Annotated in this window: 20 protein-coding genes; 11 read left to right on the top strand and 9 right to left on the bottom strand. The window is 42.0% G+C overall.

The features are described 5' to 3' along the window. Positions 1–15 precede the first annotated feature (15 nt). The 7 genes from ABD873_RS07370 to ABD873_RS07400 form a co-directional block, all read right to left on the bottom strand. On the bottom strand, positions 16–225 hold the full coding sequence (locus ABD873_RS07370; protein WP_039053982.1) for a CcmD family protein: 210 nt from the start codon (positions 223–225) through the stop codon (positions 16–18). 3 nt (positions 226–228) lie between these two features. After that, the gene (gene ccsA, locus ABD873_RS07375) at positions 229–894 is read right to left on the bottom strand and encodes a cytochrome c biogenesis protein (RefSeq protein ID WP_039053981.1); all 666 of its coding nucleotides are present in this window, start codon (positions 892–894) and stop codon (positions 229–231) included. A gap of 13 nt (positions 895–907) precedes the next feature. Continuing rightward, the gene (locus ABD873_RS07380; RefSeq protein WP_039053980.1) at positions 908–1,570 is read right to left on the bottom strand and encodes a heme exporter protein CcmB; all 663 of its coding nucleotides are present in this window, start codon (positions 1,568–1,570) and stop codon (positions 908–910) included. A gap of 45 nt (positions 1,571–1,615) precedes the next feature. After that, positions 1,616–1,990: a YtxH domain-containing protein gene (locus tag ABD873_RS07385; RefSeq protein ID WP_345066694.1), complete on the bottom strand. Its 375-nt coding sequence runs from the start codon at positions 1,988–1,990 to the stop codon at positions 1,616–1,618. Between the two features lie 96 nt (positions 1,991–2,086). After that, entirely contained in the window at positions 2,087–3,925 is a 1,839-nt protein-coding gene (locus ABD873_RS07390; RefSeq protein WP_345066697.1) for an ABC transporter ATP-binding protein, read from the bottom strand. Between the two features lie 58 nt (positions 3,926–3,983). Further along, the gene (locus tag ABD873_RS07395; RefSeq protein ID WP_345066700.1) at positions 3,984–4,532 is read right to left on the bottom strand and encodes a hypothetical protein; all 549 of its coding nucleotides are present in this window, start codon (positions 4,530–4,532) and stop codon (positions 3,984–3,986) included. Positions 4,533–4,588: 56 nt separating this feature from the next. Next, positions 4,589–5,371 carry an SAM hydrolase/SAM-dependent halogenase family protein gene (locus ABD873_RS07400; protein ID WP_039053978.1) on the bottom strand — a complete coding sequence of 261 codons (783 nt, stop codon included), beginning with the start codon at positions 5,369–5,371 and terminating at the stop codon, positions 4,589–4,591. A 241-nt stretch (positions 5,372–5,612) separates the two neighbouring features. Between ABD873_RS07400 and ABD873_RS07405 the strand changes: the two genes are divergently transcribed. From ABD873_RS07405 to ABD873_RS07455, 11 genes are all read left to right on the top strand, one after another. After that, positions 5,613–6,581 carry a PhoH family protein gene (locus tag ABD873_RS07405; RefSeq protein WP_039053977.1) on the top strand — a complete coding sequence of 323 codons (969 nt, stop codon included), beginning with the start codon at positions 5,613–5,615 and terminating at the stop codon, positions 6,579–6,581. A gap of 42 nt (positions 6,582–6,623) precedes the next feature. Next, the gene (locus tag ABD873_RS07410; protein WP_039053976.1) at positions 6,624–7,568 is read left to right on the top strand and encodes a phosphoribosylaminoimidazolesuccinocarboxamide synthase; all 945 of its coding nucleotides are present in this window, start codon (positions 6,624–6,626) and stop codon (positions 7,566–7,568) included. Between the two features lie 27 nt (positions 7,569–7,595). Continuing rightward, the gene (locus ABD873_RS07415) at positions 7,596–7,970 is read left to right on the top strand and encodes an STAS domain-containing protein (protein WP_039053975.1); all 375 of its coding nucleotides are present in this window, start codon (positions 7,596–7,598) and stop codon (positions 7,968–7,970) included. A 3-nt stretch (positions 7,971–7,973) separates the two neighbouring features. Further along, entirely contained in the window at positions 7,974–8,885 is a 912-nt protein-coding gene (locus ABD873_RS07420) for a ribonuclease Z (protein WP_345066711.1), read from the top strand. Between the two features lie 54 nt (positions 8,886–8,939). Then, positions 8,940–9,992: a histidinol-phosphate transaminase gene (gene hisC / locus ABD873_RS07425; protein ID WP_345066714.1), complete on the top strand. Its 1,053-nt coding sequence runs from the start codon at positions 8,940–8,942 to the stop codon at positions 9,990–9,992. 7 nt (positions 9,993–9,999) lie between these two features. Beyond that, entirely contained in the window at positions 10,000–11,139 is a 1,140-nt protein-coding gene (gene hisB, locus ABD873_RS07430; RefSeq protein WP_345066717.1) for a bifunctional histidinol-phosphatase/imidazoleglycerol-phosphate dehydratase HisB, read from the top strand. Between the two features lie 58 nt (positions 11,140–11,197). Next, complete coding sequence (gene hisH, locus ABD873_RS07435) at positions 11,198–11,791, top strand: imidazole glycerol phosphate synthase subunit HisH (protein WP_039053973.1); 594 nt, start codon at positions 11,198–11,200, stop codon at positions 11,789–11,791. A 13-nt stretch (positions 11,792–11,804) separates the two neighbouring features. Beyond that, positions 11,805–12,557, top strand: coding sequence for a 1-(5-phosphoribosyl)-5-[(5-phosphoribosylamino)methylideneamino]imidazole-4-carboxamide isomerase (locus ABD873_RS07440; protein ID WP_345066720.1), 753 nt, complete (start codon positions 11,805–11,807; stop codon positions 12,555–12,557). Position 12,558: 1 nt separating this feature from the next. After that, complete coding sequence (gene hisF / locus ABD873_RS07445; RefSeq protein WP_345066723.1) at positions 12,559–13,311, top strand: imidazole glycerol phosphate synthase subunit HisF; 753 nt, start codon at positions 12,559–12,561, stop codon at positions 13,309–13,311. A 56-nt stretch (positions 13,312–13,367) separates the two neighbouring features. After that, a complete protein-coding gene (hisIE, locus tag ABD873_RS07450) occupies positions 13,368–13,952 on the top strand; it encodes a bifunctional phosphoribosyl-AMP cyclohydrolase/phosphoribosyl-ATP diphosphatase HisIE (protein WP_345067387.1) in 585 nt (194 codons plus the stop codon). A gap of 152 nt (positions 13,953–14,104) precedes the next feature. Beyond that, on the top strand, positions 14,105–15,010 hold the full coding sequence (locus tag ABD873_RS07455) for a WD40 repeat domain-containing protein (protein WP_345066726.1): 906 nt from the start codon (positions 14,105–14,107) through the stop codon (positions 15,008–15,010). Here ABD873_RS07455 and ABD873_RS07460 read toward each other — a convergent pair. Together ABD873_RS07460 and ABD873_RS07465 are read right to left on the bottom strand one after the other, a co-directional pair. Continuing rightward, complete coding sequence (locus tag ABD873_RS07460) at positions 15,001–15,822, bottom strand: hypothetical protein (RefSeq protein ID WP_345066729.1); 822 nt, start codon at positions 15,820–15,822, stop codon at positions 15,001–15,003. The genes ABD873_RS07455 and ABD873_RS07460 overlap by 10 nt on opposite strands. Before the next feature lie 26 nt (positions 15,823–15,848). Further along, positions 15,849–16,319, bottom strand: coding sequence for a GAF domain-containing protein (locus ABD873_RS07465; RefSeq protein WP_039053339.1), 471 nt, complete (start codon positions 16,317–16,319; stop codon positions 15,849–15,851). Positions 16,320–16,364 lie beyond the last annotated feature (45 nt).

Consider the following 16,364-nt stretch of genomic DNA (forward strand, 5'->3'; position numbering starts at 1 on the left):
AATAAAACTGAAAGACTATTTGTCTTCCAATTTCTTTATTCTTCTGTCTATGGTAAACAAAAATATGTACATGCCGATAACGATGGTAAGGATAACGCATACCACTACCCAAATCTTACCGGAGCTTCTTAGACCGGTAGCCATCTCCACGGTGTTATTGTCTTGCGCAAAAGCAGCACATATGTTGAACAGCATTAAAGCCCATGCAAGAGATAATTTTTTCATCGCTTATTGAATTTTATTTGCTTTGTTTTCTAAAAGACGCAATCTAAAACGTAAAGTTAATACCCAAACGCCAGTGAGTATCCATCCTATCACGGCAGTATAGAACACTGGACGCATATTGTTGTCCATATCTAGGTCACCGAAGGTAGAATTTCCGCCGCTGCCCGGGTGTAAAGAGTCTGTAAGTTTTGGTAAGATATACAACAGTACCACCATGATGGGGAAGGCAAAGATGTTGTACACAGCAGATATTTTTGCTCTTTTTTGCTCTTCTTCCAGTGCATTACGTAACACCAGATACGCTAAGTACATCAACGTGGCTATGGCCGATCCATTGAGTTTAGGGTCGTTAGGCCAAGGTTCTCCCCAAGTGATGTTGGCCCATTGCATACCTGTCAACAAGCCGAAGAAGCAAAAAACGATACCCGTGTTTACGGCTTCCACAGCCATGGTGTCGTGCTCCATCTTTCCTCCGTTAAGGTATTTGATGCTGTATATGACGGAAATTAAATACAGCGTCAGCATGGTAAACCACATAGGTACGTGGAAGTATACATTACGGATGGATTCGTGCAATATATACAGCTCTGGCACCGGTCCCATTATTCCTGCAACAATGGTTGAACAAATCATCACTGCAGCAAGAACTTTCCACCAATTTTTTCTCATTTCAGCTAAAAATTTAATCCCTCCAAAGGTACGGAAATAACAATAAAGATATGGTAATAGTTATGACATTAATTGCAAGCAGGACGGCAATTTCGCTGAAACTTATGCTGCGGTCCAAGCCTTGCAAAGCATTATTAGCTAGCTTAATCAGCACAATAAGTAAAGGAATAATTACGGGGAAGGCCAGAATAGCCATGATTGTACTGTTGTTGCCTGTTTTGGAGCTGATTCCTGAAACCATAGTAAATACCGTTGCGAAGCTTATACTTCCTAGCAGTACTGCCACGAAATAAAGCAAAGGATCTCCTACGGGATTTTTGAAGATAAGGGAATAGGTGACGTAGGCGATGACCGAAAGAAGGATCATCAGCAAGGTGTTGTAAATGATTTTGGAGAGGATGATAGCCTTAGGACTCGTGATAGCGTAATAGTAAAGAAGCCGATATTGGCTCTCCTGAACAAACGAGCGGCTTATGGCATTGATGGAAGCGAAAAGAAGGATAATCCAAAACAGAGCATTCCACATCAATGTATCATCTACAGTCTTGAATGCCTGATAACATACGAAGACTGTAGACACTACATATAATATAATGCTGTTGATAGCATGTTTGGAACGCCATTCTAAAATTAAATCCTTGTGGACTAACGTTTTGACCTCTTTCAAAAGATTCATGTGCGACAAAGATACACAATTTTGAAAAAGGAACTTTGATTTAAGTTAGGCTTTAGAAATTTCAGATTTTGCTTTGTCGGCGATGTCTTCTGCCTGATGGGTAATGTCGTTGGCTGCTTCTGAAGCTTTCTGAGCCCAATTTGATGCTTTGCTTGACATTTTATCGATGACGTCCTTACTTACATCTTTAGCTTTTGCCGTTAATTTCTCCAGCTCTTCTTTTGATTTTGCTGCCAACTTAGCCGCTCTTTTAGATTCTTTTTTGGAAATATCTTTTAACGACTTGGTTAAGTCTTTAATCCCTGAATTGGCTTTGTCCAATGTCTTTTTGCCATCTTCTGTTGCCAATAAATAATATGCCGCAGTACCTACTGCTAAACCTAACAATGCGAACGCTACTAATCCATTTCTATTTTTCATAATATTCGATTTTGTTTAATATAAAATTCTATTAATCAGTATTTATACTAAACAAGTATCATTCCAAAAAGTTTTTCCCTTTTGGAAGAGATGGACTTAGCCTTCTCCTATTTTTTGTGAAGATTGTAGGGTGTAGAGATGGTGATATAAGCCTGATCCTTTGGCCAGCAGCTGTTCATGGCTACCGCTTTCAGCTACAACGCCATCTTCTATGACGATAATGTTGTCTGCACTTTTAATGGTTGAAAGCCGGTGCGCAATGATGATAGAAGTTCGGTTTTTCATGAGCTCTTCTAATGCTTCCTGCACGAGGCGCTCCGACTCGGAATCCAATGCGGAGGTAGCCTCATCGAGGATAAGGATGGAAGGGTCTTTCAAAAGCGCTCTTGCAATGGCGATGCGCTGGCGTTGTCCTCCGGAGAGCTTTACACCTCGTTCACCTACTACGGTATCATAACCTTCTGGGAAGCTCATGATAAAGTCATGGGCATTAGCTCTTTTCGCTGCTTCGATGATGCTTTCAGGGTCGGCTTCCAGACGTCCGTAGTTAATGTTTTCACGTATGGTGCCGCCGAAAAGAAGGACATCTTGCGGTACTATGGCCACCTGATTACGGATATCTGTCAAGGAGTATTGTGAGGCTTCGATATCGTCGTAATAGATATGTCCTTTGCTAGGTTTGTAGAACTGTAAGATGAGAGATGCTAAGGTAGACTTGCCGGCCCCCGAAGGTCCTACGATGGCAATTTTTTCTCCGGCCTTGGCACTGAAGGAAATACCTTTAAGAATATTGATGTCCGGTCTTGACGGGTAAGCAAAATGTACATCCTGGAAAGTAAGCTTTCCCTTAATGCGTTTTACGATATCTTTATTGCTTTCATCGATGGTGATGTCTTCTGTTGTTTCGTTAAGAATTTCGATGACCCTTTCGCTGGCTCCTAAGGCGCGTTGTACACTGGCATACAGCTCAGGAAAGCTTCCCATAGATCCGGCGACAAACATGGAATAGAGGATGTAGGTGGTAAGATCTCCTACGGAAATCTCCCCGCTAGATACTAGGGAGGCCCCATACCATATTACAGCAATGACTGCTCCGAAGATACAGAAGATGATGAAGGAAGCAAAAAGTCCACGGAAGGTAGCACCTTTGATAGCTAGTTTGACTACATTGTCCAGCTTTTTGCCGTAGCGCTGTGCTTCGTAATATTCGTTTACAAAAGCTTTGACATTGGTGATGCCTAACAATGTTTCTTGTACAATGCTGTTGGAGTCAGCAAGCTGATCCTGTGTTTTTCGTGACAGATTGCGGATAAATCTTCCGAAAAAGATGGCGCAGACGATAAGGATAGGGAGTATACTGAGATTCATTAGAGCCAATTTCGGCGATACCCAGATTAAGAGCAGGACGCCGATGGTGAGGCTGATAGTCTGACGTATCATCTCAGCCAATGTTGTGGTGAGCGTGTCCTGGATTTGGGAAAGGTCGGCCGAGAGTCTGCTGTTGAGCTCGCCCACTCTTCTGTTGGCAAAGAAGTCTACAGGGAGAGCGATAAGTTTGAGGTAGGAATCACGACGTATGTTGGCAAGGGCTTTTTCAGAGATTTCTACAAAAAGACGGATGCGGAAAAAAGACATGATCGATTGGAACAAAAGTATACACAGTGCCACCAACCCTATATAAAAGACGCTAGGTTCTAGCCAAGGATAGGTCTGCTTACCCTGCGAAGCGTCTATCATAGCGCCTAAAAGGGCAGGAAGGGTAAGCATCGTTAAGCTCGACAATACCAAAAATACCATGCCTACCACAAATTTGGTTTTATAAGGCGTCAGGTACGAGAAGATTTCTAATGCTTTCTTAAGAAGTTCCTTGTTAATCTTTGGTTTTGGTAATTCTCCAGCATGCGAATCGCCACTATTCAATCTCGGTCTTGCCATTTTCGTCAACTTAGTCCTTAATAGGCGACAAAGGTACATATAATCGCCTAGGATGCTATCAAACTTTCGTCACATTTTTTGCTCTAAGACATGTATAAAGGTAGATAATAATACCTATCAACACTAATGTTACAAAGATAAATAAGGAAAGGTAGGAGCTGCTTTGGTGTTCTTCCTGTTCCAAGGTATTTATTTTCTCTTTGAGTCTTTCGTTTTCCTGCTGCAGTTTGCTGATAGTCTTCATATATGCCGTTACCTGTTGGTCGTATTCTGTGGCCATACGTTGGTAGCGTTCGCGTTCGCTGTCTTTAAGGTCTAGCAGCTTTCTTGTTTCGATAAAAATGTTGTTGTCATTGATGACTATTTCTTTAAGAATATCTATGGAGCGTTGCATATCTCCTTTTGACTTGAATAAGCCGAAGATACCTGTTTTCTGTTTCAAGGATTCGTCATATTCGCCAAATTTACGGCTCCGCTCATTTAGGAGTTGGTTCACACGCTGACGTTGATCTTCGAAAGCATTGATGCTGTCCGATGACGTGTGAGCATAATTTTGTAGAGTTAATCCCCACAAGAATAGAAAAAGGAATGTTAGTCTTAGTGTCATTTGTCTGCTGTTGATGGACATAAGACTAAAAATACTCTTTTTCGTTTAATATAAAGCTAGTCGATAAACTCCACCATAATAGTTTCGTCCGGGTAGAGACCTAGCAGGCTGCTGGCGTTACCTTTGTTGATGGCTATTTCAAGATAGTTGGAGATGCCGAAGAGACACAGTTTTTCTCCTTCTGCCACTTCATTATAGTGCCAGCTCATCTTGTTGATGGTTTCGTTGCGTTTGAAGTGGAGGATGAAGTTACGTCCTCGCTGCACTTGGTTGAATAACTCTTTGCTGATATTGCTGATTACATTGCCAAAAGAGTCGATGTAGGACACGTGACCTTTGATGATGTTTCCCTCGATAATAGGGAGCAGGGTAACCTTCTGCACTGGGGATTCAATGGCGGGGCCCAGCTCTTTTATGTCTTTGCCGGAGGCAATGTGACAGGCTGCTTTCACCAATATGTCTGCCAGGGGGAAGTGTAGGAATCGAAGGTCTTGCATCAGCTCGATTTCTACTAAATCTTCCGGTTTGTTTTCGCCGAGGATAATGCTGAAAATGCCATTGTCCGCCCCAACGAAATAATGGCCGTCATATTTCATGGCGATATAGCGGTTCCCTTCTTGAAACACAGTGTCTATACCGATAAGGTGTACTGTGTTTTTTGGGAAGTAGTGGTAAGCATTTTGCAAAACAAATGCTGCATGCTGTATGTTGAAGGAAGGGATTTCATGAGTAATGTCTACCAATCTCACATCAGGAAGCAAGGAAATAATGCTTCCTTTAAGTGCCGCTTGATAAAAGTCGCGATACCCAAGATCAGTTGTTAACGTAATTACACTCATTTTTTATTGTTAGTGCGTAAGATGAACGCAACTATGCTATTCCTTAATATTATCCCGAAAAACGAATACAAAGGTAAGAAAATACCCTTTGTCGAATGTCTTTATTGTGTTTAAAATAATGATTTTTTTTGGAATTAGTGACAGTCAGAATATTAGTTTGTATTTTTGTTAGGAAGAAGGAAATATATTCCTCGAAAGATTGAAATTTGTTAAAAGTTAAAACATATAAAAGAAAGAAAATTTGAGTGAATTAGTAGTAAATTTAGAGAATGTCAATCTTGTCGCTTTGTGGGGAGCACAGAATGAGAATTTTGAATTCATCAAGTCCAGATTTCCAAAGCTGCGTTTAATAGCTCGAGGTACGGAGCTTAAGGTGCTTGGGGAAGAGGCAGAGCAAAAAGCGTTTGAAAGCAAGTTTTCCGACATTCTTGATCATGTCTCCAAATTTGACAATATAGAGTCCATGCAGCTGGAGGAGTTTCTCGGAGGCCAGATGAAGGGAGAAGTTGCCAAGAAGGAGAAGATAGAAGCTTCATCTACAGCGAAAGGGGAGCCTATAGTCTACGGACCTAACGGCCTGATTGTGCGTGCACGCACACCGAATCAGCGCAAGATGGTGGAAAGTATAAATAAAAATGATATACTTTTTGCCATAGGACCTGCGGGTACCGGAAAGACCTATACTGCGGTAGCCCTGGCAGTGAGAGCTTTGCGAAATAAGGAAATCAAAAGGATCATATTGACACGCCCTGCCGTGGAGGCCGGTGAAAATTTAGGCTTTCTACCAGGCGACCTTAAAGAGAAGGTGGATCCATATCTTCGTCCTCTATATGATGCTTTGGACGACATGATTCCAGCTGAAAAGCTTAAAGGATATCTTGAAAACAGAACCATAGAGGTAGCACCACTGGCATTCATGCGTGGTCGTACCTTGGACAACTGTTTCGTGATATTGGATGAGGCGCAGAACGCTACAGATATGCAGCTCAAGATGTTCTTGACCCGTATGGGGCCTTCTGCCAAATTCATCGTAACAGGGGACCTTACGCAGGTCGATTTGCCTAAGAAAAATCAGTCTGGATTGGCTACGGCGATAAAGATCCTAGACAATATTGAAGGCATTGATATAGTATATCTGACAGGAGGGGATGTGGTGCGCCACAAGCTTGTAAAACGTATCCTCGAAGCATACGGAGATTTGAATAAATAGAAAAATAGTATATAAAGACACAAGGGTGTCATAACAAAAAATATGAGCGCAATTAAGGAAACCAACTTTACGTTTGAGAAGCAAACAGCATTTTACAGAGGAAAAGTAAGAGACGTTTATACTATTGACAATCAGTACTTGGTGATGGTCGCTTCGGACCGTATATCGGCTTTCGATGTGGTATTGCCAAAGCCTATTCCTTATAAAGGGCAGGTGTTGAATCAGATAGCAGCAAAATTTTTGAAAGCTACGGAAGATATACTACCGAACTGGGTGATTTCCGTGCCGGATCCTTCGGTGACGGTAGGACATCTGTGTGAACCTTTCAAGGTGGAAATGGTGATCCGCGGCTACCTTTCGGGACATGCTTGGCGTACCTATCGCGACGGAGGGCGTGTGCTATGTGGGGTTACACTTCCAGAAGGATTGAAAGAAAATGACAAGCTACCGGAACCTATCATTACGCCTACGACAAAAGCTGACGTAGGGCACGACGAAGATATCTCCAAAGAAGAAATCATCGCTCGTGGTATTGTAAGTAAAGAAGATTACGAGCAGTTGGAAAAATATGCACATGCCTTATTCCAGAGAGGTACCGAAATTGCTAAAGAACGTGGCTTGATTTTGGTAGATACCAAGTACGAATTCGGAAAGAAAGACGGTCAAATTTATTTGATGGACGAAATCCATACGCCGGATTCTTCTCGCTATTTCTATCTAGAAGGCTATGAAGAAAGACAGGCCAAAGGAGAGCCACAGCGACAGCTGTCGAAGGAGTTCGTTCGTCAATGGCTTATTGAAAACGGTTTCCAAGGGAAAGAAGGACAGCAGGTACCTGAAATGACAGATGAAATCATTCAATCTATTTCGGAGCGCTACATCGAATTGTACGAACATATTACGGGCGAAAAATTCCAATATCCTGAAGAGGGTGATGTATTAGCGCGTGTGGAATCCAATATTAATAAGGCCTTGGCCAATTTATAAACTATTAACTTAAATGTAAGCTGAATTATGAGATACACAATAGATAAGCATGAAAGGTATGTTGTTATAGAACCTTTGCGCGAATTGATAGACGGCGAAGCTGCCAATTTTTTGAAAGGTGAGTTTATGCTGCGCAATACCGCAGGACAGCGTAATATTGTGTTGGACCTCAATCAAGTTCAGCGAATTACGGAAGAAGGATTAAGAATGGGCCTCTTGGCGCACAGACTTTGCAAAGCTGCGGGAGGCCTTTTTATCATCGTTCATATTAACAAAGAGGTTGAAGAGTTGCTGAAGGTCTTACATCTGGACAAACATTTTACTATTCTACCATCTTTGTCGGATGCTGAAGATATGATTTTCGGGAACGAGTTGCATCGCGATCTTTTGGGGGGAGAATAGTTTATGAGGTTTGAAGTTTTGATTTTGGGCAACAGTTCGGCAACGCCTATCTTTGAAAGACATCCCACAGCCCAAATAATAAATTTCAATGAACAGTATTTTCTGATTGACTGTGGAGAAGGAACCCAGATGCAGATGCATCGCTATGGGGTCAAAAGTAACAAAATTTCTCATATTTTTATCAGCCATCTTCATGGTGACCATTATCTCGGACTTATAGGTCTTCTCTCGTCGATGAACCTGCATGGACGGACGGCAGACCTTCATCTCTATGGCCCATCCGTGTTGATAGATATTATCAATCTGCAATTGAAGTATTCGGATGCACGCCTTCAATATAATCTTATTTTTCAGCCCACCAATCCCGACCAGGAGGAAGTCCTTTATCGGAGTGAAAAACTTACAGTGCGCTCATTCCCGTTGAAACACCGCGTTCCGACGACCGGCTTTCGTTTTGATGAAGGACCGCGTTCTGCATCTCTGATTCGCGAGAAAATTGAAAAGCTGAACATTCCCAAAGTTTTCTTCGGGATGCTCAAGCGCGGCATAGACTGTGTAGATGTGGATGGCACGGTTTACAAGGCTGCCGAGCTTACAAAGCCAGCTCCGGCATCACGAAGCTATGCTTACTGTTCGGACACCCGAGCCTTTGAAAAGTATGTAGACAGCATTCGCGGCGTGGACTTACTGTACCATGAAAGCACCTTTCTGCATGAGCTGGTAGATAGGGCGGAAGAGACGTGTCACTCTACCTGCAAGGAGGCAGGGATGGTGGCTAGACAGGTCGAAGCCAAGAAGCTGCTGCTAGGGCATTATTCGGCAAGATATAAAGATCTTACTCCTTTACTCGAAGAAGCACAATTAGAATTTGTCAATACAGAGTTGAGTTTTGAAGGAAAATGGTATAAAGTTTAGTGTTTTTGTGTAATTTTCCTCATATTTACGCCTTAATTTTAACAGGCTCTAATTATGTCTTTTAACTTAGAAAATCTTTTACGGGACAATATCAAAAAGTTGGTCCCATATTCTTCTGCTCGCGATGAGTTCAAGGGTGAAGCATCAGTGCTGTTGGATGCCAATGAAAATGCTTTCGGTTCACCGCTATCCCATGCATACAACCGCTATCCGGATCCATTGCAGCATCAAGTTAAAAGCAAGCTTTCGAAGATTAAAGGTGTTCCTTCAGAAAATATTTTCTTAGGAAATGGTAGCGACGAGGCTATAGATATTCTGTTCAGAGCTTTCTGCCGTCCGGGGGGTGATAATGTTATTCTAGTTCCTCCTACCTACGGCATGTATGAGGTGTCTGCCAACATCAATGATGTGGAAGTCCGAAAGGTTAACCTTACTTCGGACTATCAGCTGAATTTAGATGGCATTGCTGCAGCGGTGGATGAGAATACCAAGCTGATTTTTATCTGTTCGCCAAACAACCCTACAGGTAATAGCATTCACCGTAAGGATATAGAAACCATTTTGGTGAATTTCAAGGGCATTGTCGTCATCGACGAAGCGTATATCAACTTTTCGAAGCAACGTTCCTTTACCCAAGAACTTGCCGAGTATCCGAATTTGGTGATTTTGCAAACACTCTCTAAGGCATGGGGCTTGGCGGCGCTGCGTCTGGGAATGGCTTTTGCCAGCAAAGATATTATCGCGATTTTCAATAAGATCAAGCCTCCTTACAACATCAATCAGGCTACGCAGGATTTGGTGTTGGAAGCCTTGGAAAATGTGGATCAGGTCAATGCTTGGATTAAAGAGACGGTAGCGGAACGCGAAAAACTGGTTACCGCACTTTCGACTATTGAACAAGTACATCATATTACTCCTTCCGATGCTAACTTTATCTTGGTGAAGCTGGAAGAACCTCGTGAGCTGTATAACTTTTTAGTAAGTAGAGGTATCATCGTGCGAGACCGTTCGAAGGTAGAACTTTGTGAGGGTTGTCTCCGTATTACTGTAGGTACCGGCGATGAGAATGTTAAATTGATAGAAGCTATTAAGCAATTTTATATATAATCTAGACATGGCAGATTTGATTAAAAGAGTTTTATTTATTGATAGAGATGGAACCTTAATCTTGGAGCCTGAAGATCAACAAATAGATTCTTTTGCTAAGTTGAAATTTTATCCTGGAGCTTTGCAATATTTACCGCGTATAGCCAAGGAACTGGATTTTGAATTGGTGTTGGTATCCAATCAGGATGGTTTAGGTACTGCCTCACATCCTGAGGAGAACTTTTGGCCCGTACATCATTTTGTGATAGATACATTCAAGGGAGAGGGAGTGGTCTTTGCCAAAGAACATATCGATCGCACTTTCCCGCATGAGAATGCCCCTACCCGCAAACCGGGAGTAGGAATGTTGCAGGAATATTTCGACACTACCCAATACAATTTAGCGGAGTCCTTTGTCATTGGCGACCGTGTGAATGATGTAAGGCTGGCACAGAATTTAGGTGCTAAAGCCATTTGGCTGCGCAACAACGACGAGCTAGGCCAAAATGAAGGTGTAGAATTTTCCGAAGAGGTCATAGCTCTGCAGACATCGGACTGGAAGGCTATTTATGAATATCTGAAGCTGGGAACACGTACTGGGGAACATCACCGCAAGACCAACGAGACAGATATATATATCAAATTGAATCTGGATGGTTCGGGTAAGGCTGATATCGATACGGGGCTACCTTTCTTTGACCACATGCTGGATCAGATTGCACGACATGGCGCTTTGGATCTCACCATCAAAACAAAAGGAGACCTGCATATCGATGAGCATCACACTATAGAAGACACGGGCATAGCCTTGGGAGAAATATTCTTGAAAGTGCTAGGTGACAAGCGTGGTATAGAGCGTTACAGCTTTACATTGCCGATGGATGACTGTCTGGCACAAGTCGCTTTGGACTTCGGAGGCCGTAACTGGATTGTGTGGGATGCAGAATTCCGACGTGAAAAAATCGGAGACATGCCTACAGAGATGTTCTTCCACTTTTTCAAATCTTTTTCCGATGCAGCAAAATGCAACCTAAACATCAAAGCGGAAGGCGACAATGAGCATCACAAAATAGAGTCTATCTTCAAAGCTTTTGCCAAGGCAATCAAGAAGGCTGTACGTCGTGATGCCGATAATATGCAGTTGCCAAGTACTAAAGGTGTTTTGTAATAATTTAGAAATCCGGGTCAGGTAAGATAATTTATTTGACCTAGTACCATTCTGTAATATGATAGGAATAGTAAACTACGGAGCAGGAAATATATTTTCATTGACAGCTGCACTGGATAGAATCGGTGTAGAACATGGAATGATTAACACCAAAGAAGATTTTGATAAATATAGTCATATCATCATTCCGGGAGTAGGACATGCCGGTGCTGCAATGAAAAAACTGCAGGATACGGGATTGGTGGATACTATTCTTTCATTGAAGAAGCCTGTGCTGGGGATATGTGTGGGTATGCAGCTGATGACTGCCTTTTCTGAAGAAGGTGATGCCGACATGTTGGATATTTTCCCTGTCAGGACGTTACACTTCGGGAAGAGGATACAAGCGAAAGTTCCACACATGGGCTGGAACAGCATTCGTATAGAAAATAATAGTCCTCTTTTTAAGGATATTCCTGATAATAGTTACTTTTACTTCGTACACTCTTATTATATAGAGCGTGATGAAGCTACAGTTGCAGCAACATGTACGTATGATACAGTGTCTTTTGCTGCAGCCTTTCAGCGAGATAACTTTTTCGGAGTGCAGTTTCATCCCGAAAAGTCGGGTAAATTGGGGGAACAACTGTTGTTAAATTTTTCAAGATTCTAAAAATATATAAGCTATGTATATCATTCCAGCGATTGATGTTTTAGACAAAAAGGTAGTTCGTCTGCGTGAAGGAAACTATAACGACGTAACGACTTATGATATTTCATTGGTAGAACAGATCAACAACTATTACGCTAACGGAACGGAGTTGGTCCACATCATCGATTTGAATGGTGCCAAAGGAGATTTCTCTAATCAGGAATACCTTTTTGACATTATCCGTAAAACGGATATGAAGGTACAATATGGAGGTGGTGTACGCAGCATTGAAAAGGTAAAAGAGCTTATCGATGCCGGAATCTACCGTGTAATTGTAGGTACCCAGGCCATCACCAACCCTTCTTTTTTAGAAGAGCTTGCAACGCTGAACAAGGGGCCTGTGAAATATGCCGACCATATCGTGATAGCTATCGACGTGTTGGATGAAGTGATAAAATACTCAGGCTGGCAGGAAAGTTCTCCAGTAAAACTAATGGAGTATATCGATAAATGCTTGGCCTTAGGCTTCTTCCGCTTTTTGTGTACGGATATTTCCAAAGATGGAAAGTTGGGCGGCGCCGGTGTGGAATTATACAAAAAATTGTTGGACTACTCCCCAATCATTAAGCTGATCGGTTCGGGTGGAATCTCATCGATGAAAGACATTGAAGAACTTGACGCTTTGGGACGTATGGAGTCCGTAGTCGTGGGAAAAGCCATTTACGAAAATAAAATTACGATCGAAGAGATCAAGGAGTGGAATTTGAAAACATTAATCAAATTCTAAGATGCTGGCAAAACGTATCATACCTTGTTTGGATGTCAAGGACGGTCGTACCGTCAAGGGGGTGAACTTCGTGGATCTGCGTGACGCAGGAGACCCTGTAGAGCTGGCTTGGCAATATTCACAACAGGGAGCTGACGAATTGGTATTTTTGGATATCACGGCGACGCACGAAAAGCGTAAAACCACTATTGACTTGGTGAAGGCGGTGGCTCGACAGGTGAACATTCCCTTCACGATAGGAGGAGGAATCAACGAGATGCGTGATGCGGAAATTCTTCTGAACAGCGGCGCGGACAAGATCTCGATCAACTCGGCGGCGGTAGGTAACCCTCAGCTGATCGACGATCTGGCAAAAGCTTTCGGAACACAGTTTGTCGTGGTGGCCGTAGATACGCGTCTGGTGGACGGCAAAAATTATGTTCACTTACGTGGAGGCCGTGATAAGACGGATATCGAGACAGAAAATTGGATAAAAGAAGCGGAAAGTCGTGGAGCTGGCGAGATATTGCTGACCTCGATGGACCATGACGGCACGAAAAATGGCTTTGACAATGATCTTCTAAAAAAGATCAATGACTCCATCAATATTCCATTAATCGCGTCGGGAGGTGCCGGCAATCAGCAGCATTTTGTGGATACCTTCCAGATAGCCGATGTAGATGCAGCATTGGCAGCTTCGGTATTTCATTATGGGGAAATATTGATTCCGGAGCTTAAGGAAACATTACGAAAAAATGGTATTATCGTAAGATAATGCTTCAACCATAGTCAATGAAGAATTTTCTCCTTGACGACAAAAACAAAAGAGTCATGATAGATTTTGAAAAAGGAAACGGGTTAGTTCCTGTTATTGTCCAAGATTATCAAACCTTAGAAGTGTTGATGTTGGGTTATATGAACGAAGAAGCTTGGCAGAAAACACAAGAGGAGAAGAAAGTTACTTTTTTCTCCAGAACCAAAAACAGGTTGTGGACAAAGGGTGAGGAAAGCGGTAATTTTTTGTTGGTAAAAAGTTATCATATAGACTGTGATAAAGATACCATATTGATTAAGGCACAGCCGGTTGGACCTACTTGTCATACCGGTTCCCGTAGCTGCTTTAACACAGAATACAATCAGAATTTCCTGTTTGAGTTAGAACGTATCGTCAACAACCGTTTTGAGTTTCCGACAGAAGAATCGTATGTAAACCGTCTCCGTACGCGAGGTATCAATAAGATTGCGCAAAAGGTGGGTGAAGAGGCTGTGGAAACTGTTATAGCAGCATTGAACGAAACCGAAAAAGACTTTATCAACGAAGCTTCAGACCTGTTGTTCCACCTTATTGTCTTGTTGCGCGAGAAGGGACTATCTTTGGAGGCTATCGCCAAAAATTTGGAAGGTAGACATCAGTAAATTAAATATAAACAGAAAAAATAGGGCTGTCTACACACGTAGACGGCTTTGTTTTTTTATTACATTACTTCTTAATCTTTTTGTAATATCTTTCGAACATTTCGGTCATCTTCGAAAAGTGCCGTATCTTCGTAGTACATCTTTTTGAGCATATGATAGACATAACACTCGCGAAAACTTTAACAGGACATCAGAATCCCATTTATACACTTGCCGTTGATACACAGCGGAATACTTTATACTCTGCAGGCAACGACAAAGGCATTGTGGAGTGGGATTTGGACAGTTTGCAGTTCAAGCGTGTGTTATGCAATGTACCCTCTTCGGTGTATCATCTTTCGGTATTGGAGGATCGTGATTTGCTGATAGCTTGTTTACGTTCGGGAGGAATCTTGGTCATCCGTAAGGAGGAACCCACATTGGCGGCGAGGCTGACGGTAGAGCAGGGTGCTGTTTTTGTGGCTAAGGCTATACCTTCGAAAAATGAATTGCTGGCTGTGGATGAATACGGTAAGGCCTATGTATGGAGTTTGGAAAGCTTTGAGCTTTTATATTCGTTTAACGTCTCCAATACTACAGTTCGCTGTGCTGCTGTTGATGAAGAAAAAGGTATTGTAGCTCTGGGCGATAAGCTGGGCGAGATACATATTTTAGACCTTCTCGATTATCATCTACGTATTTCTGCGAAGGTGCATACCCATCCTGTTACCAGTCTTGCGTTTGTTGGAGAAGATCTTTTCTCCGGAGGGAGAGATGCCAAGATGTATCGACTGAATGTATTGGACCTGTCCAAAAAGTTGGAAGTGACACCTCATATGTTTACGGTTTATGGCATTGTGCCACTGCCTTATGAGGGTCTTTTTGCGACGGTAAGCCGAGACAAGACATTAAAAGTGTGGGATACGCAGTTTCAGCTTCATAAGAATCTGTCGCGTGACAGAGGTATTGATTCCCATTACCTTTCTATTAATACAGCTTGTTTCCATACCGCAAAAGGTGAATTATTTACCGCGGGAGATGACAAGTTGATAAAGGTTTGGTATTTCCATCAGCCATGACCCAAAGCTAGTAAAGCCTTTCTTTTTCTGTAAAGCAATATTATCATCATACTTATGGAGATTAACATGATAGATAAAAATGCATATTTCATGGTTTGATGATAGATATCGGTATTTTGACTTTGGATATTGTAAAAATATGAACCAAGGACGCCTGCGGTATATCCTACGAGAAGGGCCGGCAGTATGCATATGATAGCTTTATAAAGTATAAAAGAAAAACTTACCAATAAAAATATTAACGCCAGTATACAGAATATAGTTTCATCGCCACGCATCTTGAACAAGTGACTTAACACCGGCAATCCATTGAACCCCATAAGATACACGAGCCATCCACTATATAAGCCCATCGAGGTGCGTGTAAAAATATGTATGGCTGTAGGATTTTTGTAGTCCCTGATTTTGAAAATATAATTGAGCTTGTTTAGTGTGTAGAAGGTCGCTATGGTGAACAGCAGTGCCACCGTAAGATAATTGTTCACTTTTAAAACGATACTCAATCCTAGAAAAAGCTGATTGTAGATTACCCAGTTTTCGGAAGAAGATATCTGTTCGGCCAAGGCACGATCTTCATCTCTTTCTCTACGCAAAAGAATACAGTAAAATAGAGCTGTTGTCACAAAACATATAGCTATGACTTTCCATATTTCGAAGGTGGCGTAGTGAGGAGTCAGATAGGACCAGTTTTGATAGAAAGTTTCATACAGAGAAGTGCCGAAAATTTTCTTGTTATCCACAATAACAAGCCATACAAAGTTGATGATGATGTAAATGAGGTTTAGAAAAGCGGTCTGGTTAGCACTTCTCATAGTTTAGGTTGTAAATTAATTTAGTGTTAGCTTAATAAATTTAATAATTTCTTTAGATATTTTTCATCAATTTCACAAAAATTATTTAGCGACTCGCTATCTATATCCAGTACACCGGTGAGCTTGCCTCCTAAGTAGAAAGGAATAACGATTTCAGATTTCGAGCGAGAGCTACAAGCAATATGCCCTGGAAATTCATCAACATTAGGTACGATCAATGTTTTTTCTTGGGCCCATGCCGTACCGCACACTCCTCTGTTGTATGCTATACGCGTACAAGCCACGGGACCCTGGAAAGGTCCTAACACTAATTCATTGTTCTTGATTAGGTAAAAGCCTACCCATAAAAAGCCGAACTGTTCTTTCAGTGCCGCTGAGATGTTAGCTAAGTTGGCGATAAGGTCTGTTTCTCCACCGATAAGCGCTTCAATCTGGGGTAGTAAACTTTGGTATTGGGCTTCTTTATCACCCTGAGTAATAACTAAATCTTCTGCCATCTTTTTATCGTTTAGAGATACAAATATAAGCTAATGGGATACCCA

The organism is Sphingobacterium thermophilum (genome assembly GCF_039541675.1).
In the GTDB taxonomy this organism is placed as follows: domain Bacteria; phylum Bacteroidota; class Bacteroidia; order Sphingobacteriales; family Sphingobacteriaceae; genus Sphingobacterium; species Sphingobacterium thermophilum.

What these genes read in the sequence shown, in the direction of transcription:
- ABD873_RS07390 (WP_345066697.1), bottom strand. Translation starts at nt 3,925, where the DNA reads ATGGCAAGACCGAGATTGAATAGTGGCGATTCGCATGCTGGAGAATTA.
- ABD873_RS07380 (WP_039053980.1), bottom strand. Translation starts at nt 1,570, where the DNA reads ATGAATCTTTTGAAAGAGGTCAAAACGTTAGTCCACAAGGATTTAATT.
- ABD873_RS07410 (WP_039053976.1), top strand. Translation starts at nt 6,624, where the DNA reads ATGAGCGCAATTAAGGAAACCAACTTTACGTTTGAGAAGCAAACAGCA.
- ABD873_RS07395 (WP_345066700.1), bottom strand. Translation starts at nt 4,532, where the DNA reads ATGACACTAAGACTAACATTCCTTTTTCTATTCTTGTGGGGATTAACT.
- hisH (WP_039053973.1), top strand. Translation starts at nt 11,198, where the DNA reads ATGATAGGAATAGTAAACTACGGAGCAGGAAATATATTTTCATTGACA.
- ABD873_RS07420 (WP_345066711.1), top strand. Translation starts at nt 7,974, where the DNA reads ATGAGGTTTGAAGTTTTGATTTTGGGCAACAGTTCGGCAACGCCTATC.
- ABD873_RS07460 (WP_345066729.1), bottom strand. Translation starts at nt 15,822, where the DNA reads ATGAGAAGTGCTAACCAGACCGCTTTTCTAAACCTCATTTACATCATC.
- ABD873_RS07465 (WP_039053339.1), bottom strand. Translation starts at nt 16,319, where the DNA reads ATGGCAGAAGATTTAGTTATTACTCAGGGTGATAAAGAAGCCCAATAC.
- ABD873_RS07455 (WP_345066726.1), top strand. Translation starts at nt 14,105, where the DNA reads ATGATAGACATAACACTCGCGAAAACTTTAACAGGACATCAGAATCCC.
- ccsA (WP_039053981.1), bottom strand. Translation starts at nt 894, where the DNA reads ATGAGAAAAAATTGGTGGAAAGTTCTTGCTGCAGTGATGATTTGTTCA.
- hisC (WP_345066714.1), top strand. Translation starts at nt 8,940, where the DNA reads ATGTCTTTTAACTTAGAAAATCTTTTACGGGACAATATCAAAAAGTTG.
- ABD873_RS07440 (WP_345066720.1), top strand. Translation starts at nt 11,805, where the DNA reads ATGTATATCATTCCAGCGATTGATGTTTTAGACAAAAAGGTAGTTCGT.
- ABD873_RS07370 (WP_039053982.1), bottom strand. Translation starts at nt 225, where the DNA reads ATGAAAAAATTATCTCTTGCATGGGCTTTAATGCTGTTCAACATATGT.
- ABD873_RS07400 (WP_039053978.1), bottom strand. Translation starts at nt 5,371, where the DNA reads ATGAGTGTAATTACGTTAACAACTGATCTTGGGTATCGCGACTTTTAT.
- hisB (WP_345066717.1), top strand. Translation starts at nt 10,000, where the DNA reads ATGGCAGATTTGATTAAAAGAGTTTTATTTATTGATAGAGATGGAACC.
- hisIE (WP_345067387.1), top strand. Translation starts at nt 13,368, where the DNA reads ATGATAGATTTTGAAAAAGGAAACGGGTTAGTTCCTGTTATTGTCCAA.
- ABD873_RS07415 (WP_039053975.1), top strand. Translation starts at nt 7,596, where the DNA reads ATGAGATACACAATAGATAAGCATGAAAGGTATGTTGTTATAGAACCT.
- ABD873_RS07385 (WP_345066694.1), bottom strand. Translation starts at nt 1,990, where the DNA reads ATGAAAAATAGAAATGGATTAGTAGCGTTCGCATTGTTAGGTTTAGCA.
- hisF (WP_345066723.1), top strand. Translation starts at nt 12,559, where the DNA reads ATGCTGGCAAAACGTATCATACCTTGTTTGGATGTCAAGGACGGTCGT.